This window comes from Kitasatospora sp. NPDC057692, from assembly GCF_042799475.1.
GTDB lineage: Bacteria > Actinomycetota > Actinomycetes > Streptomycetales > Streptomycetaceae > Kitasatospora.
Genome location: NZ_JBHVIV010000054.1, coordinates 1 through 17445, shown reverse-complemented (window position 1 = coordinate 17445; position 17445 = coordinate 1). Strand labels below are relative to the sequence as shown.

13 protein-coding genes and 2 tRNA genes are annotated in these 17445 nt (G+C 72.8%); 6 read left to right on the top strand and 9 right to left on the bottom strand.

The annotated features are described in order from the left end of the window. The first annotated feature begins 24 nt into the window (after positions 1-24). The 3 genes from ACFVFS_RS26770 to ACFVFS_RS26760 all read left to right on the top strand — a co-directional run bounded on the left by ACFVFS_RS26770 (position 25) and on the right by ACFVFS_RS26760 (position 4409). A complete protein-coding gene (locus ACFVFS_RS26770) occupies positions 25-1458 on the top strand; it encodes a glycosyltransferase (RefSeq protein WP_380627255.1) in 1434 nt (477 codons plus the stop codon). Between the two features lie 50 nt (positions 1459-1508). Then, complete coding sequence (gene wecB, locus ACFVFS_RS26765; RefSeq protein ID WP_380627254.1) at positions 1509-2678, top strand: non-hydrolyzing UDP-N-acetylglucosamine 2-epimerase; 1170 nt, start codon at positions 1509-1511, stop codon at positions 2676-2678. Between the two features lie 195 nt (positions 2679-2873). Next, a complete protein-coding gene (locus tag ACFVFS_RS26760; protein ID WP_380627253.1) occupies positions 2874-4409 on the top strand; it encodes a chitinase in 1536 nt (511 codons plus the stop codon). Between the two features lie 34 nt (positions 4410-4443). On the opposite strand, the gene ACFVFS_RS26755 is transcribed toward ACFVFS_RS26760, so the two are convergent. Further along, positions 4444-4977 (bottom strand): hypothetical protein, encoded by a 534-nt coding sequence (locus ACFVFS_RS26755; RefSeq protein WP_380627252.1) that lies wholly within the window; start codon positions 4975-4977, stop codon positions 4444-4446. A 253-nt stretch (positions 4978-5230) separates the two neighbouring features. Continuing rightward, positions 5231-7870: a valine--tRNA ligase gene (locus ACFVFS_RS26750; protein WP_380627251.1), complete on the bottom strand. Its 2640-nt coding sequence runs from the start codon at positions 7868-7870 to the stop codon at positions 5231-5233. 184 nt (positions 7871-8054) lie between these two features. Between ACFVFS_RS26750 and ACFVFS_RS26745 the strand changes: the two genes are divergently transcribed. Continuing rightward, positions 8055-8846, top strand: a complete 792-nt coding sequence (locus ACFVFS_RS26745; protein ID WP_380627250.1) for a hypothetical protein — start codon at positions 8055-8057, stop codon at positions 8844-8846. A gap of 73 nt (positions 8847-8919) precedes the next feature. Here the strand turns inward: ACFVFS_RS26745 and clpX are convergent, their stop codons facing one another. From clpX to ACFVFS_RS26715, 6 genes are all read right to left on the bottom strand, one after another. Further along, a complete protein-coding gene (gene clpX / locus ACFVFS_RS26740) occupies positions 8920-10209 on the bottom strand; it encodes an ATP-dependent Clp protease ATP-binding subunit ClpX (RefSeq protein ID WP_350569305.1) in 1290 nt (429 codons plus the stop codon). A 283-nt stretch (positions 10210-10492) separates the two neighbouring features. Further along, a complete protein-coding gene (locus ACFVFS_RS26735; protein WP_344344462.1) occupies positions 10493-11155 on the bottom strand; it encodes an ATP-dependent Clp protease proteolytic subunit in 663 nt (220 codons plus the stop codon). Positions 11156-11210: 55 nt separating this feature from the next. Next, a complete protein-coding gene (locus ACFVFS_RS26730; RefSeq protein ID WP_376096046.1) occupies positions 11211-11828 on the bottom strand; it encodes an ATP-dependent Clp protease proteolytic subunit in 618 nt (205 codons plus the stop codon). 279 nt (positions 11829-12107) lie between these two features. Continuing rightward, positions 12108-13505 carry a trigger factor gene (gene tig / locus ACFVFS_RS26725; protein ID WP_380627249.1) on the bottom strand — a complete coding sequence of 466 codons (1398 nt, stop codon included), beginning with the start codon at positions 13503-13505 and terminating at the stop codon, positions 12108-12110. A gap of 253 nt (positions 13506-13758) precedes the next feature. Beyond that, positions 13759-15300 (bottom strand): DHA2 family efflux MFS transporter permease subunit, encoded by a 1542-nt coding sequence (locus ACFVFS_RS26720; protein ID WP_380627248.1) that lies wholly within the window; start codon positions 15298-15300, stop codon positions 13759-13761. A gap of 98 nt (positions 15301-15398) precedes the next feature. After that, positions 15399-15472: transfer RNA gene (locus tag ACFVFS_RS26715), tRNA-Pro, on the bottom strand. Between the two features lie 145 nt (positions 15473-15617). Between ACFVFS_RS26715 and ACFVFS_RS26710 the strand changes: the two genes are divergently transcribed. Beyond that, positions 15618-15688: transfer RNA gene (locus tag ACFVFS_RS26710), tRNA-Gly, on the top strand. Positions 15689-15772: 84 nt separating this feature from the next. On the opposite strand, the gene ACFVFS_RS26705 is transcribed toward ACFVFS_RS26710, so the two are convergent. Next, complete coding sequence (locus ACFVFS_RS26705; protein ID WP_380627247.1) at positions 15773-16345, bottom strand: hypothetical protein; 573 nt, start codon at positions 16343-16345, stop codon at positions 15773-15775. 228 nt (positions 16346-16573) lie between these two features. On the opposite strand from ACFVFS_RS26705, the gene ACFVFS_RS26700 reads away from it, so the two are divergent. Next, complete coding sequence (locus tag ACFVFS_RS26700) at positions 16574-17377, top strand: DUF6348 family protein (protein ID WP_380627246.1); 804 nt, start codon at positions 16574-16576, stop codon at positions 17375-17377. Positions 17378-17445 lie beyond the last annotated feature (68 nt).

Sequence of the window (17445 nt, the reverse complement as noted above, 5' to 3'; positions counted from 1 at the left end):
TTTGATCATGAGGAGCATCGCGCCATGCCCGACGCCCTGCGCCAGTTCGTCGAGACGCGCCGCGAGGGGTTCCTCCAGCTCGGCGGGCTGATCTCGCTGGCCCTGCTCTGCTACATGGTCCTGGTCTTCGGCCGCTTCCTGGTCTACTGGGCCGGTTCCCGGCACGCCTTCCGGCACAGCACCCCGGCCGCGCCCGGCGACCCCGCCGCCTTCCAGTGGCACCTGATGATCCCCTGCCGGGACGAGGAGGCGGTGGTCACCCAGACCCTCGCGGGCCTGCGGGCCGCCGCCCCCGCCGCCCACCTGTGGGTGATCGACGACGACAGCGACGACGCCACCCGCGCGCTGGTGCTCGCCGCCGCCGAGCGCGACGAGCGCGTCCACCTGGTGCAGCGCCGCCGCCCGCACGCCCGGATCGGCAAGGGCGCCGCCCTCAACGCCGCCTACCGGGAGATCTCCGCCTGGCTGCCGCCCGGCACCGACCGCTCCCGGGTCGTCCTCGGCGTGGTCGACGCCGACGGGCAGCTCGACCCCGGCACCCTCGAACAGGTCTGCAACGACCGCGCGATGGGCCGCCCCGACACCGGCGCCGTGCAGATCGGCGTACGGATGCGCAACGCCGAGGACGAGCGGCCGCTGCCCGGCCGCGGCCGCGCCGCCAACGCCGCGGCCCGCGCCCTGGTCCGGATGCAGGACGTCGAGTTCCAGGCCAACAACGCCGGCATGCAGCTGCTGCGCCGCCGCACCGGCAGCGTCGGCCTCGGCGGCAACGGCCAGTTCGTCCGGCTCACCGCCCTGGACGCGCTCACCGCCGAGGAGGGCCGCGACGGCCGCCCCTGGCCCGAACGCGCCCTGCTGGAGGACTACGAGTCCGGCCTGGAACTGCGGCTGGCCGGCTGGCGGCTCACCCACGTCACCGAGGCCGACGTCTCCCAGGAGGCCCTGGTCTCCTGGCGGCGCTTCCTCACCCAGCGCACCCGCTGGGCCCAGGGCAACATGCAGTGCCTGCGCTACACCGGCCGGGTGCTGCGCTCGCGGCACTACACGGCCGCCGGCAAGGCCGAGGTGCTCTACACCTTCCTCCAGCCCGTGGTCTGCGTGCTGCTGGTCGTGCTCACCCCGCTGTCGCTCGCGATCACCGGGGCCGGGCTCGCGCTCTTCCCCGAGGAGACCGCCGACTTCCAGCTGCGGTACGGGCCGTGGATGGTGCTCGCCTTCGTGCTCGCCACCCTGCCGATGGTCTTCTGGGGCCCGGCCTACCGCCGGCTCGTCCACCCCGACCGCAGCCGGGCCGCCGGCCTGCTCTGGGGCGTCCTGGTCTGGCTCTACGCCTACCACCTGTTCGTGGTCGCCGCCCGGGCCGCCGTCCGCCTGCTGCTCGGCCGCAACGGCTGGGCCAAGACCCGCCGCAACGCCGAGAAGGTCGCCCTCGGCGCCCCGACCGCGCTCGAATCCTGAGCGCCCGGCCCCCCGACCCCGCCCCACCCCGACCCCGGAGCCGTCCCGCCATGACCGCGTGCCCGTCCCCGAAGCCCGCCTCCCCCCGCCCGCTCGCCCCCGGCAGCGTCGCCGTCGTCCTCGGCACCCGCCCCGAGCTGGTCAAGCTCGCCCCGCTGATCCACGAGCTCGGCCCCGCCACCCGCCTGGTCCACACCGGCCAGCACTGGGACGAGGCGATGTCCGGCCGCTTCCTGCGCGACCTCGGCCTGCCCCGCCCCGAGCTGCTCACCGGAGTCGGCGGCCGGCCCCGGGCCGGCCAGATCGCCCGGTCGCTCGGCCAGCTCGACGCCGCCTTCGCCGAGGACCGCCCGGCCGCCGTCGTCGTCCAGGGCGACACCAACGCCACCCTGGCCGGCGCGCTCGCCGCCAACGCCCGGGACATCCCGCTGGTGCACGTCGAGGCCGGGCTGCGCAGCTTCGACCGGGCGATGCCCGAGGAGCACAACCGGGTGATGGTCGACCACGTCGCCGACCTGCTGTGCGCGGCCACCCCCGACAACGCCGCCAACCTGCGCGCCGAGTCCCTCGCCGAGGAGCGGATCGCGCTCACCGGCAACACCGTCGTCGAGGTGGTCCGCAGCTCGCTGCCGGACGCCGCGGCGCGGGCCGCCCTGCTCGCCCGGCACGGGCTCGCGGCGGACGGCTACGTGCTGGCCACCGTGCACCGGCCGGAGAACACCGACACCGCCGAGGCACTCGGCGCCGTGCTCGCCGAGCTCGACCGGATCGCCCGGGCCGGCACCCCGGTGCTGTTCCCGATGCACCCGCGCACCCGGGCCGCCGTCGAGCGGTTCGGCCTGGACGGCCTGCTGGAGCGGCTCGCGGTGACCGGGCCGGTCGGCTACGCCGACTTCCTGGGCCTGGCCCGGCACGCCGCGCTGCTGGTCTCCGACTCCGGCGGGGTGCAGGAGGAGTGCACCGTGCTCGGCCGGCCGCTGCTGGTCGTGCGCCGCTCCACCGAGCGGCCCGAGGCCGTCGAGGCGGGGTTCGCCGCGCTGGTGGCACCCGGCGCCGAACTCGGCGCGCAGGCCCGGGCCTGGCTGGCCGACACCCCCGAGCGGCTCGCCCGGCTCGCGGCCGCGCCGAGCCCCTACGGCGACGGCCTGGCCTCCGCCCGGATCGCCGGGCTGACGGCACGGCTGGTCGGCGGGCCCGCCGCGCCGCCGCTCGCCGCCTGAACCCGGCCCGCCGTCAGGCGCCCTCGTCCGGGGCCCTCTTGACAGCGGAATTGGTCTACTCCACCTTGTGAGGGCAAGTCTCCTTCCCCGACAGGGACTTGTGTTGTCGGTAGCTCCCGCATGCGAACCCGTCGACACCCGGACGGCTCTCCCCCACAGGGAGCCGCCGGCCTCCCCCACACAGGAGCTGGAGTCATGCCACCTGCCCCGCAGCGGCGCCCGCGCGCCGTGCACTCGATGCTCGCCGGCGCCAGTGCCGTCGCCATCGGCCTGAGCGGCCTCGTCCTCGCCGGCGGCACCGGCGCCGCCCAGGCCGCGCCCAACGACGTCGAACTGATCACCAACGGCGGCTTCGAGGACGCCAACCGCCTGAACGGCTGGACCTGTACGGCCGGCACCCCGGAGACCGCCACCGTCCACTCCGGCACCGGGGCACTGCGCTCCACCCCGGCCGGCAGCGGCACCGGCGAGTGCACCCAGACCGTCACGGTCAGGCCGTCCTCGACCTACACCCTGAGCAGCTGGGTCCAGGGATCGTACGTCTACCTCGGCGCCCGCGGCACCGGCGGCACCGACCCGAGCACCTGGACCCCCGGCGGCAGCGCCTGGTCCAAGCTCAGCACCACCTTCACCACCGGCGCCGGCACCACCAGCGTCACCGTCTACCTGCACGGCTGGTACGGGCAGCCGGCCTTCCTGGCCGACGACGTCTCGCTGCTCGGCCCGGGCGACCCCAAGCCGAGCCCCACCGCGACCAGCCCCACCCCGACCGGCACGGTCAGCCCGTCGCCCACCGACACCACCACGCCCTCCCCCACCGCCACCACGCCCCGGCCCCCGTCCAAGCACCTGCTGACCGGCTACTGGCAGAACTTCGACAACGGCGCCACCGTGCAGCGGATCAGCGACGTGCCGGCCGCGTACGACATCATCGCGGTCTCCTTCGCCGAGGCCACCGGCACGCCCGGCGGGCTGGGCTTCGCCCTGGACCCGACGCTCTCCTCCCGGCTCGGCGGCTACACCGAGGCCCAGTTCAAGGCCGACATCGCGGCCAAGAAGGCGGCCGGCAAGAAGGTGATCCTCTCGGTCGGCGGCGAGAAGGGCTCCGTGTCCGTCAGCAGCGGCAGCGCGGCCGCCAACTTCGCCAACACCGCCTGGTCCCTGATGCAGACCTACGGCTTCGACGGCGTCGACATCGACCTGGAGAACGGCATCAACTCCACCTACATGGGCCAGGCGCTGCACACGCTGGCGGCCAGGGCCGGCGCCGGCTTCACGCTCACCATGGCGCCGCAGACCATCGACATGCAGTCCACCGGCATGGAGTACTTCAAGCTGGCGCTGAACGTGAAGGACATCCTCACCATCGTCAACATGCAGTACTACAACTCCGGGGCGATGCTGGGCTGCGACGGCCAGGTCTACTCCCAGGGCACCGTCAACTTCCTCACCGGGCTGGCCTGCATCCAGCTCAAGGGCGGGCTGCGGCCCGACCAGGTGGGCCTCGGTGTCCCGGCCTCCACCAGCGCGGCCGGCGGCGGCTACGTCAGCCCGAGCGTGGTCAACAACGCGCTGGACTGCCTGGCCGCCGGCACCAACTGCGGCAGCTTCAAGCCCGACACCAAGTGGCCCGGGATCGGCGGGGCGATGACCTGGTCGACCAACTGGGACGCCAAGGCGGGCGGCGGCATCGCCAACACCGTCGGCTCGCACCTGCACGCGATGCCGTAACCGGCGCGCGCGGAGCCCGGGGCCCGGGCGGGGGTCAGACCCCCGCCCGGGCCTCGGGCACTCCCGCGGGCGCGCCGCCGTGCCGGCGGCGCAGCTCGGCGGTGATCTCGGCGAGCTCGCCCTCCGGCAGCAGCGGCAGCATCATCGCCACCCCCTGGAGCAGGCCGCCGAGCAGGAAGGTGGTGTCGGGGGTGGTCGCGACCAGGCCGCGGACCTCGTTCACCTCTCCGGCCGCGACCGCCTCGATCAGCCGGGCCGCGTCCACGCCCTCCTCGTCGACGTGGACGCCGCCGGTGTCGCGCGGGGCCCGCCGGGCCAGCGCCCGCAGCACCCGGTCGCCGACCTCGGGGGCGTAGGCCTTGCGGACCGCCTCGGCGGCGATCCAGGCGAGCAGCGTGGTCACCTCGCGCTCGACGTGCTCCTCGAGCAGCCGGTCCAGCGCGTGGTCGAACGCGAGCTGGTTGCCGTGCCGGAAGGCCAGCAGCAGGGTCGCCGCCCGTCCCTTGGCCTCCTCGACCGCCTCGGCAGGCAGTTCGTCGACCCGCTCCTCGGTCACCATCACGTCCATGCCCTCCCGTCGCTCCTCGCTGTCCGGAACTCGAAGCACACCGTACACAGTCGACCTGGAAACTTACGCGAGCGCGCGCGGGCAAGACCGGAATGAATTCGGGCGGAATAGGTCCTCACCCGGTCCGGGATGAATATTCGCCGGAAGGGGGCAACGGATTGGGCTATTGGGCCGCCAGATTTTCCGACCTCCGGAAAAACGGAGGAGCCGCACCCCGCGCGGCGGGGTGCGGCTCCGGGGAACCGTCGGCGCGTCAGCCCTGCGGCAGCGCCGCGAGCTGGGCGGTGATCCGGGCGATGTCGGCCTCGGCGGACTCCTGGCGGCCCCGGATCTTGGCGACCACGTCGTCCGGCGCCTTGGCCAGGAAGGCCTCGTTGCCGAGCTTGGCGCCGCACTGCGCCTTCTCCTTCTCGGCCGCCGCGAGGTCCTTGGCGAGGCGCTTGCGCTCCGCCGCGACGTCGATCGTGCCGGACAGGTCCAGCGCCACGGTGGCGCCGGCGACCGGCAGCGAGGCGGTGGCCGCGAAGCCCTCCTCGGGGACGGTCAGCCGCAGCAACGAGCGGATCGCGTCCTCGTGGACGGCGAGCACGGTGCCCGCCAGCTCCAGCTTCGCCGGAACCTTCTGGGCCGGCTGCAGGCCCTGGTCCGAGCGGAACCGGCGGACCTCGGTGACCACCTGCTGCACCGTGGCGACCTCGGCCTCGGCACCGGTGTCCCGGAAGCCGCTGTCCTTCGGCCAGGCGGCGACGACCACCGACTCGGCCCCGGTCAGCGTCGTCCACAGCGCCTCGGTGACGAACGGCACCACCGGGTGGAGCAGCCGCAGGGTGACGTCCAGGACCTCGCCCAGCACCCGGCGGGAGGCCTCGGCCGGCGCACCGCCCTTGGCCAGGGTGGTCTTGGAGAGCTCGACGTACCAGTCGAACACCTCGTCCCACGCGAAGTGGTAGAGCGCGTCGGCGGCCTTGGCGAACTCGAAGCCGTCGTACAGCGCGTCGACCTCGGCCACGGTCGCGTTCAGCCGCGACAGGATCCAGCGGTCCACCGCGGTCAGCTGCTCCGGGGCGGGCAGCGGGCCCTCGACGGTCGCGCCGTTCATCAGCGCGAAGCGGGTCGCGTTCCAGATCTTGTTGCAGAAGTTCCGCGAGCCCTTGACCCAGTCCTCGCCGATCGGCACGTCCGCGCCCGGGTTGGCGCCGCGGGCCAGGGTGAAGCGGACGGCGTCGGCGCCGTAGGCGTCCATCCAGTCCAGCGGGTCCACGGCGGTGCCCGACGACTTCGACATCTTCTTGCCGAACTCGTCGCGGACCAGGCCGGTCAGGGCGACCGTCTTGAACGGCGCCTGGCCGTCCATCGCGTACAGGCCGAACATCATCATCCGGGCGACCCAGAAGAAGATGATGTCGTGGCCGGTGACCAGGACGTCGGTCGGGTAGAACCGCTCCAGGTCCGCGGTCTTCTCCGGCCAGCCCAGCGTGGAGAACGGCCACAGGCCCGAGGAGAACCAGGTGTCCAGGACGTCCGGGTCCTGGTGCCAGCCCTCGCCGGTCGGCGGCTGCTCGTCCGGTCCGACGCAGACGACCTCGCCGTCGGGGCCGTACCAGACCGGGATCCGGTGGCCCCACCACAGCTGGCGCGAGATGCACCAGTCGTACATGTTGTCGACCCAGTCGAAGTAGCGGCGCTCCAGCTCCTTCGGGTGGATCTCCACCTTGCCGTCGCGGACCGCGTCGCCGGCCGCCTTGGCCAGCGGCTCGACCTTGACCCACCACTGCAGCGACAGCCGCGGCTCGACCACCGTGTGGCAGCGCGAGCAGTGGCCGACGGCGTGCATGTACGGGCGCTTCTCGGCGACGATCCGGCCCTGCTCGCGCAGCGCGCCGACGACGGCCGAGCGGGCCTCCAGCCGGTCCAGGCCGAGGAACGGGCCGTGCACGGTGATCGCGCCGCGCTCGTCCATGACGCTCAGGTTCGGCAGGTCGTGGCGCTGGCCGATGGCGAAGTCGTTGGGGTCGTGCGCCGGGGTCACCTTGACGGCGCCGGTGCCGAACTCCGGGTCGACGTGCTCGTCCGCGACGACCGGGATCTCGCGGTCGGTCAGCGGCAGCTTGATGGTCCGGCCGACCAGGTGCCGGTAGCGCTCGTCGTCCGGGTGGACGGCGACCGCGGTGTCGCCCAGCATCGTCTCGGCCCGGGTGGTGGCGACGACGAGCGAGTCCTCGCCGTCCCCGTAGCGGATCGAGACCAGCTCGCCCGGGACCTCCTCGTGCTCCACCTCGATGTCGGACAGCGCGGTGAGGCAGCGCGGGCACCAGTTGATGATGCGCTCGGCGCGGTAGATCAGGCCGTCGTCGAAGAGCCGCTTGAAGATGGTCTGGACGGCCTGCGACAGGCCCTCGTCCATCGTGAAGCGCTCGCGCGACCAGTCGACGCCGTCGCCCAGGCGGCGCATCTGGCCGAGGATCCGGCCGCCGTAGTTCTCCTTCCACTCCCAGACCTTCTCGACGAAGGCCTCCCGGCCCAGGTCGTGGCGGGAGAGGCCGGACTCGGCGAGCTGCTGCTCGACCTTGTTCTGGGTGGCGATGCCGGCGTGGTCCATGCCGGGCAGCCAGAGCGCCTCGAAGCCCTGCATGCGCTTGCGGCGGGTCAGCGCGTCCATCAGCGTGTGCTGGAAGGCGTGGCCCAGGTGCAGCGCGCCGGTGACGTTCGGCGGGGGGATGACGATGGTGTACGGGGGCTTGTCGCTCGTGGCGTCGGCGGTGAAGTAACCGCGCTCTACCCAGCGCTCGTACAGCTCGCCCTCTACCTCCGCCGGGGCGAAGGTCGTCGGGAGGGTGGCTGCTTCGTCCCCGGCGTGCGTGCTCACGGGGCGCTGGTTCGTGGTGTCGGTCACGACGGACAGTTTACGTAACCCGGGAACCCGGTCACGAACGGCTTTCACCCCCCGGACACCGCAGCCCCCCGGCGGCCGCCCCGGCGGTATTCCCCGTCCGGGTGACGGACCGGTGCGATAGCGTGCCGGACATTCGTCCGAACCTTCGCACCAGCCCGGCACCACCGTCCCAGGAAGGGCCTCCGTGACCGAGCAGAACCCCTACGGCACCCCGCCCCCGCCCGGCGGGCAGCCCTACGGCGGCCAGCCCTACACCGGACAGTCCTACGGCGGCCAGCCCGCGCCGCCGCAGGGCCCGCCGCCGCCCTACGGCGCCGTCCCACCGCAGCCCGGCCCGCCCGGCTACGCCCCGTACGGCGCGTTCCCCGCCGCCCCGCCGCCGCGCCGCTCCCGGCGCACCCTCGGCATCCTCATCGGCGTGTTCGTCCTCGTGCTGGCCCTCATCGGCGGCGCCGTCGCGTACTTCGTCTTCGACATCACCTCCAACGCCGGCACCCAGAAGATCGTCCTGCCGGCCACCTTCAACGGCCTCGCCAAGGACGACGACAACCAGGTCGCCCGGCAGATGGAGCAGGCCATCACCTCCGAGCTCGGCAAGGGCGACGGCGCCTGGAACCCGACCGGCGTCAGCGCGGTCTACCAGGACACCGCCGGAGAGCCGAAGCTCGTGGTGCTCGGCGGCTACGGCAAGGTGCTCGCCCCGAAGACCGAGCTCAACGCGATGTTCAAGGGCCTGCAGTCCGACGGCACCACGGTCACCGACCGCCACGCGGTCGACCCGGGCCCCAAGGGCGGCAGCATGGACTGCGGCGTGGCCTCCCAGGACGGCAGCGACCTGGCCGTCTGCGCCTGGGCCGACTCCAGCAGCCTGGTCCTGACGATGGCCCCGCCGGCCGAGGACGGCGGCCGCCCCGACCTCGACAAGCTCGCCGCGGACACCCGCGCCCTGCGCGCCGTCGCCGAGATCCCGAAGTAGGCCGCACGGACGAGGGCCCCGGCGCCGCCCGTGGAGGCGGTACCGGGGCCCTCGCGCGTCCGGGGCGGGAAGGTCAGGCGCTCTTGTCGCGCCGCTCCCGCTTGATCATGTCGCGCGGCACCAGGGTCGGAATGGCGTGCTTGGAGACGACGTCCCCGGTCACCACCACGCGGGCGACGTCCTGACGCGAGGGGACCTCGTACATCACGGACATCAGCACCTCCTCCATGATGGCCCGCAGCCCGCGCGCGCCGGTCCCGCGCAGGATCGCCTGGTCGGCGATCGCCTCCAGCGCGTCCCGGGAGAACTCCAGCTCCACGCCGTCCAGTTCGAAGAGCTTGCGGTACTGCTTGACCAGCGCGTTCTTCGGCTCGGTGAGGATCTGGAGGAGCGCCTCGCGGTCCAGGTTGTGCACGCTGGTGATCACCGGGAGGCGGCCGATGAACTCCGGGATCATGCCGAACTTGACCAGGTCCTCCGGCATCACCTGGCGGAAGTGGTCGCTGGCGTCCAGCTCCCGCTTGGAGCGGATGTTCGCGCCGAAGCCGATGCCCTTGGCGCCCGCCCGGCCCTCGATGATCCGCTCCAGGCCCGCGAACGCGCCGCCCACGATGAACAGCACGTTGGTGGTGTCGATCTGGATGAACTCCTGGTGCGGGTGCTTGCGCCCGCCCTGCGGCGGCACCGAGGCGGTGGTGCCCTCCAGGATCTTCAGCAGCGCCTGCTGCACGCCCTCGCCGGAGACGTCCCGGGTGATCGACGGGTTCTCGCTCTTGCGCGCGACCTTGTCGATCTCGTCGATGTAGATGATCCCGGTCTCGGCCTTCTTGACGTCGTAGTCGGCCGCCTGGATCAGCTTGAGCAGGATGTTCTCGACGTCCTCGCCGACGTACCCGGCCTCGGTGAGCGCGGTGGCGTCGGCGATCGCGAACGGCACGTTCAGCATCCGGGCCAGGGTCTGCGCCAGCAGCGTCTTGCCGGAGCCGGTCGGACCGAGCAGCAGGATGTTGGACTTCGCCAGCTCGATGGCGTCCTCGCGGCCGTTGCCGCCGCTGCGGCCCGCCTCGCCGGCCTGGACCCGCTTGTAGTGGTTGTAGACGGCCACCGACAGGGCCTTCTTGGCGAGGTCCTGGCCGACCACGTACTGGTCCAGGAACTCGTAGATCTCACGGGGCTTCGGGAGCTCCTCGAAGCGCACCTCGGAGGTCTCGGCGAGCTCCTCCTCGATGATCTCGTTGCACAGGTCGATGCACTCGTCGCAGATGTACACGCCTGGGCCGGCGATCAGCTTCTTCACCTGCTTCTGCGACTTGCCGCAGAACGAGCACTTGAGCAGGTCGCCACCGTCTCCGATGCGTGCCACGAGGTGCTTCCCCTTCGCCAGGGGCCCCGCGGGAGTTCCGGGGCCTGGTGCTGTGGACCGTCGACGCCGACGGCGATCGGTCTCGCTATCCGACGGTACTCTGCCGAGCCGCCGATTCCGCCCTCTTCGCCGGGTCTGCCCTACGCCCTGGGCGAATTGATACCGAACAGATGCCGTCGGAGCAACCGCCGGTGCGCCGGGGGCGGGACGCGCGAGCCGGTCGCGCGCCCCGCCCCCGGCACCCTCCCCGCCCGCGGAGGGACGGGGAGGGCCGGTGCCGGCCTCAGGAGGTCAGCGAGGCCTTGCGGGTCGAGATGACCAGGTCGACCAGACCGTACTCGACGGCCTCCTCGGCCGTGAGGATCTTGTCGCGCTCGATGTCGTCGCGGACCTGCTCGACCGACTTGTTGGAGTGCTTGGACAGCATCTCCTCCAGCTGCTCGCGCATCCGGAAGATCTCCTTGGCCTGGATCTCCAGGTCGGAGACCTGGCCGCGGCCGGTCTCGGTGTACGGCTGGTGGATGAGGATGCGGGCGTTCGGCAGCGCCATCCGCTTGCCGGGGGTGCCGGCCGCCAGCAGCACGGCCGCCGCCGAGGCCGCCTGCCCCATGCAGACGGTGGTGATGTCCGGCTTGACGTACTGCATGGTGTCGTAGATGGCCGTCAGGGCCGTGAACGAGCCGCCGGGCGAGTTGATGTACATCTGGATCTCGCGGTCCGGGTCCATCGACTCCAGGCACAGCAGCTGCGCCATGATGTCGTTGGCCGACACGTCGTCCACCTGGGAGCCGAGGAAGATGATGCGCTCCTCGAACAGCTTGGCGTACGGGTCGTACTCGCGGATGCCCTGCGAGGTGCGCTCGACGAAGCGCGGGACGATGTAGCGGCCCTCGGCCCGCATGTCCTCGACGCGGGCCTTGGCGGCCGACAGGCTGGGGATGTTCATGGGTGTTCTGGTCCTCCGGAGCGTTGTGGCTGTGGTCTCGTGGCCCGGTCCGGGCTCAGGCGCCGGTGCCGCCGCCGCCGGGGACGTCCGCGGCGCTGTGCATGATCGCGTCGATCAGGCCGTACTCCAGGGCCTCCTCCGGGGTGAACCAGCGGTCGCGGTCGGAGTCCTGGGTGATCTGCTCGAAGGACTGGCCGCTGTGGAACGCGATCAGCTCGGACATCCGCTTCTTGGTGCGCAGCAGCTGCTCCGCCTGGATGCGGATGTCGGTGGCCGAGCCGCCGAGGCCGGCGGAGGGCTGGTGCATCAGGATGTTGGCGTTCGGCAGCGAGAAGCGCTTGCCCTTGGCGCCGGCGGTCAGCAGGAACTGACCCATCGAGGCCGCCATGCCCATGGCGATCGTGACGACGTCGTTCTTGATGTACTGCATGGTGTCGTAGATCGCCATGCCGGCCGAGATCGAGCCGCCCGGGGAGTTGATGTAGAGGAAGATGTCCTTGTCCGGGTCCGCGGCCAGCAGCAGCAGCTGGGCGGTGATCTTGTTCGCGATGTCGTCGTCGACCTGCTGGCCGAGGAAGATGATCCGCTCGTTGAGCAGCCGGTTGTAGACCTGGTCGCCGAGGCCGCCCAGCACGTCACCAGCGGCGGCGTGCGGCGCCATCGGGCCGGGCATCTGCATCTGCGGGTACGTCACTTAGCCACCTGCTCAGTCGATTTGGACGGTCGCTCCACGGCCGTCACGATGTCGCACAGCTTCCGGGTATCACGTCGTGATTGTTGCTGTCCATGGACCCTAACGCGCAGGCCGGGCCGCTGAATCCCTCACGCCGAACTGTTCGCTGTGAGCGCAGGGTTCGCGGTCGCGGCGGGCCTGGCCGGGCCGGGAACGGCGCGGGCCCGGACGCCGTACGGCGTCCGGGCCCGCGCTCACGCCTCAGGGCGAGCGAGGCGGTCAGGCCTCGGTCTTCTCCTCGGCCTCGGCCTCGGCGGCCGGGGCCTCGACGGTCTCGGCCGACTCGTCGGCCTCGTCGTCGTCGAAGTTGATCTCGTTGCCCTCGGTGTCGACGACCTTGGCGGCCTCGACCACGGTGGCCAGCGCCTTGCCGCGGGCGACCTCGCCGACCAGCAGCGGAACCTGGCCGCCCTGGACGACCTGCTGCGCGAACTGGTCCGGGGTCAGGCCCGAGCCGGCGGCGCGGCGGATGAGGTGCTCGGTCAGCTCCTCCTGGGAGACGTTGAGCTCCTCGTCCGCGACGATCTGGTCCAGGACGAACTGGGTCTTGATGCCCTTCTTCGCCTGCTCCTCGAGCTCCGCGAGGTACTCCTCCTCCGACTTGCCCTGGGTCTCCAGGTAGCTCGCCAGGGTGAGGCCCATCGGCTCCAGCTGGTGGTGCTCCAGGTTGTGCTTGCGGGTCTCGATCTCGTCCTTGAGGAGCTTCTCCGGGAACTCGATCTCGACCAGGCCGAGCAGCGCGTCCAGCACCTTCTCCTGGGCCTGGGTGGCCTGGTCGTACTCCTTCATGCGCTCCAGGCGCTTGCGGGAGTCGGCCTTCAGGTCCTCCAGGGTGTCGAACTCGCTGGCCAGCTGGGCGAACTCGTCGTCCAGCTCGGGCAGCTCCTTCTCCTGGACGGCGGTGACCTTGACGGTGACCTCGGAGGTCTTGCCGGCCTGGGTGCCGCCCTTGAGCTCGGTGCTGAAGGTGGCGGTGCCGCCGGCCTCCAGGCCGACGACGGCCTCGTCGATGCCGTCGATCAGACGGCCCGAGCCGATCTCGTAGCTGACGCCGGCGGCGGTGCCGTCCTCCGGCACCTCGCCGTCGACCTTGGCCTCGAGGTCGACGACCACGATGTCGCCGGCGGCGGCGGCGCGCTCGACGTCCTTGACCGAGGAGAAGCGCTCGCGCAGCTGCTCCAGGGACTTGGCGATGTCCTCGTCGGAGACCGCGATCGGGTCGACGGCGACCTCGATGGTCGAGAAGTCCGGCAGGGTGATCTCCGGACGGATGTCGACCTCGGCGGTGAACTTCAGGTCACCGCCGTCGGCGATCTTCTCGACACCCTCGATGTTGGTGATGTCGGGCTGGCCGAGGACCTCGATCTTGCCCTCGTCGACGGCCTGCGTGTAGAAGCGCGGCAGGGCGTCGTTGACGGCCTCCTCCAGCACGGCACCACGGCCGAAGCGCTGGTCGATGACCCGGTTCGGGATCTTGCCCTTGCGGAAGCCCGGGACCGAGACCTGCTGGTTGATCTTCTTGTACGCCGCGTCGAGGCTGGGCTTGAGCTCCTCGAAGGGCACCTCGACGGTGAGTCGAACCCGGGTCGGGTTCAGAGTCTCGACGGCGCTCTTCACGGTTAGGTCTCCTATGGGCTTGCGGTCAGGTTGCCTCCGCCCTCCCGGGACGCCGGCCTGGGCCGGTTTCCAGCGGTGGGGCGAGACGGGCGATGGGCGGTTGGAGCTGCATCTCCCGTGGGGGGTGGACGGTGAGCGTGACTCCTCGCCCTCGTGCGGTTGACCTGGGTTGACGCCACAGGGACTACCGCCAGCGCCCCATCCTACCGGTACCACGAAAGGCGGACGCCAGGACGCCGCCGTCCGGGCCCCCTCAGGCCCTCCCGACGGCCTTGCCGGCCGGCTCGGACGCACCCGCGGACGCGCCCCGGGGCGCGTCCGCGGCGCCCGCCCCCGAGTCCGGCCCCGGACCGCCGGACACCGGCGGGCGCATGGTCGCGGCGGCGTCGGAGTCCCGCACCCGCAGCGCGATCACGGCCGCCAGCAGGGCCAGCCCGGCCGCGGTCAGGAAGGCCGCGCGGTAGGCCGCGAGGTTCGCCACGGGCGTACCCGAGGCGTCCGCGGTGAACGGCCCGACGGCGGTCAGCACGGTGCCGAGCACGGCCACGCCGAGCGCCGAGCCGAGCTGGCGCTGGGCGTTGTAGAGGGTGGAGGCGGCGCCGGTGGAGGCGGCCGGGACGGTCGCGAAGGCCGCGGTCTGGCTCGGCATGAAGACGTGCGCCATGGCGAACCCGCAGACGAAGAGCAGCGCGCGCACCGCCCACAGGTTGCTGTCCGGCCCGATCGTGGCCATCACCGCCAGCCCGGCGGCCACCACGGTGGCGCCGGTGACGAGCAGCCGGCGCGGCCCGAACCGCGGGTACAGCCGCCCCGCGATCTGCGAGGCGAGCATCACACCGAGCGCCTCGGGGAAGATCATCAGACCGCTGTGCAGCGCGTCCATGCCGAGCGCGTCCTGCATCAGCAGCGGGAACAGGTAGAGCATGCCGAGGAAGGCCGCGCCGGAGAAGAGCGAGAGCAGGTTGGTGGTGCGGAAGATCCGGTCCCGGAAGAGCCGCAGGTCGAGCATCGGCTCGGGGCGGCGCAGCTCGACGGCGACCAGGGCGGCGAGGGCGAGCGTGCCGCCGAGCGCCGCGGCGAGGATCCGCGCGCTCCCCCAGCCCTCGGACGCGCCCTCCGAGAGGGCGTACATCGCGGCGCCGAAGCCCGCCGCGGAGAGCAGGAAGCCGGCCGCGTCGAAGCGCCCGGCCCGCTCGGCGCGGTAGTCCGGCAGGAAGAGCAGGCCGAAGGCCAGCGCGGCGAGGCCGACCGGCAGGTTGACCATGAAGACCCAGTGCCAGGACCAGCCGTCCACCAGCCAGCCGCCGAGCACCGGCCCGGCGGCCGGGGCGACGGCGGTGGGCAGCATCAGCACCCGGGTCGCCCGCATCCGCTCCTCCTGCGGGAAGGCGTGGAAGAGCATGGTCATCCCGACCGGGGTGAGCAGGCCGCCGGCCGCGCCCTGGAGGATCCGGGCGAGGGTGAGGCCGGTCAGCGAGCCGGCCACCCCGCACAGCAGCGAGGCGACGGTGAACAGGGCGAGCGAGGCCAGGAAGACCCGGCGGGTGCCGATCCGGTCGCCGAGCCAGCCGGAGAGCGGCACGAAGACCGCCAGGCTGACCAGGTAGCCGACGTTGATCACGCCGACCCCGGCCGGGTCGGTGCCGAAGTCGCGGCCGATGGCCGGCAGCGCCACGTTGACGATCGTGGTGTCCATGATGGACATGAAGAGCGCGGCGACGAAGACGACGCCGACCGCGGCCTTGGGGTTCATCCGCGTCCGGCGCGGGGCTCTCGCCGGGCTCGTCGCACTCATCGGGGCTCCAGGTTCGGTGAAAAATCAACCACCAACCTTGCCGGACCGACCCCCGGAACGACAACAGGGCCCCGCCCTGGGCGAGACCCTGCGCACGGTCGGGGTGACCGGATTCGAACCGACGGCCTTCCGCTCCCAAAGCGGACGCGCTACCAAACTGCGCCACACCCCGTGGTGCCGAGAGGAAGCGTACACGCCGGGCCCTGCCGGATCGCCGAGATATTCCGAGGCCCTCACCGCGAACGGGGTGTGCGCACAGCCGACCGGACCAGGTACGCTGTTCCCGACCTTCCGTCCGGTGACGGCCGGGGGATCGCGCGGGCGTAGCTCAATGGTAGAGCCCTAGTCTTCCAAACTAGTCACGCGAGTTCGATTCTCGTCGCCCGCTCCGCAGGACGAACGGCCCCGCCGGATGCACCGCATCCGGCGGGGCCGTTCGCGTTCCCGACGGCGGGTCAGCCGCTCCCGGAGGTCACAGGCCCAGCCGGGCGGCCCGGGCGGCGGCCCGTTCCAGCAGCCGGTGGACGTCGGCCTGCCGGGTGGCGGGCCGGTCGTTGAACTCGTCCGGGGAGCGCACCGGGCGGCCGGTCGCGTGCAGCACCTCCATCAGCTGGACCCGCGCGGTGCGCACGGTGGCCGGGGTGCCGAAGCCGTGGGCGAGCACCGCCGCCTGGGCGCCGAGCAGGCAGACCCGGCCGGCCTCGTCCCACATCGCCCCCTGCAGCCAGCCGTGCGCGGTGATGTAGCGGGAGGCCAGGTCCAGGTGCTCGGCGGCGGTGACCGGCACGGGCCGGGCCGGGCGGCGCAGCGCCCGGTCGAGCAGGGTGGCGCGGGGCGGCGGGTGGCCGGCGTGCCAGGGCCGCAGCACCGAGCCGTACGGGCGGACGGCATAGGGCGCCGGGGTGCGCGCGGGGGCGGGCAGCGAGGCCAGGTACGCCTCGATCTCGGCGACCAGCCCGGAGGCCTCCGGCGTGAGCGGCGGCGCGGGCGGCGCGAGGAGCGCCGGAACGGGTGGCGGGGCGGGCGTCGGGGCGGTGCGGGGCATGCGGGGCTCTCCAGGCGGTGCCGGCGGTTTCCGCTACCCAAAATGGTGCATTCCGGTCATTTCTGCGACCGGAGCGGCGAGGCGGACGGGCCGCGCCCGGGCCGCACGGCGACGCTCGAACGGTTTCCCGGGGAGCCTCCGGGCCGATAGCCTCGGCGGCGTTCGAGAAGCAGTTCGATGGCCGATGGCGTTCGAGACGATTCGAAGCCGTGAGCGGAGGAGTCCCCCGTGCGCCCGCAGGACCGACTGGCCGTCATTCAGCACTGCGTGGTCCGGGAGATGGCGCGGCTCGGGCAGGAGTTCACCGTCGACGGCGACGTGGTGCGCGGCCCGGGGACGGTCGCGGTGGCCGTCCGCGAGCACCCCGGCGGCGAGGGCGCCGGGCACGTCGACCTCGGCTGGGCGCTGGAGCTCGGCCGGGCGGACGCGCCGGTGGTGTGGGACTGCGCGGCCGGGCTCGGCCAGACCGAGGAGGAGAAGCTCGACAACGCGGTGCGGATGTGGGCGACCACCACGGCCGCCGCGCTGGTCGAGCTGCGGGAGGGCCGCGGGGCGCGCGCCGACCACGCCGACCACCCCGAACTGCCCGGCTGGCACGCCGTCCAGGGGCCGGCGGCGGTCTTCGGGTTCGGCAACGAGCACCTGGCCGCCTGGCTGGCCGGGAACCGGGTGGTGCCGGCCCTGGCGCCCGCGCTGCTGCCGGCGCTGAGCAGCCCGGGGGCGCGGCGCCCGCACGGGGTGAAGCTGTTCCTCGGCGGGCGGTCGGGGGACGACGTGGCCGAGGTCAGGGTCGACGGCGAGGTCGACGAGGCGGCCTCGGCGGCGCTGCGCGCGCTGGACTGGCCGCGCGGCGAGCGGCTGTGCTGGGCGCGGCTGTTCGTCCTGCTGACGGCCCGCGAGGAGCCCCCGGCGCCGGTGACCGCACCCGCCGGCGCCGCCGGGGTCGCGCCCGCCCGGCCGGCGGCCGTGGCGGCGGCGCGCCCGCGGGGCCTGTTCGCCCTGTGGGGGCAGGCGAGGCGCGCCGACCGGTGACGGGGCGCCGGCCGCGGCGGGGCGGCGGTCCCGGGGTCAGCTGGTGATGTTGGTGATGGACTTGGCGA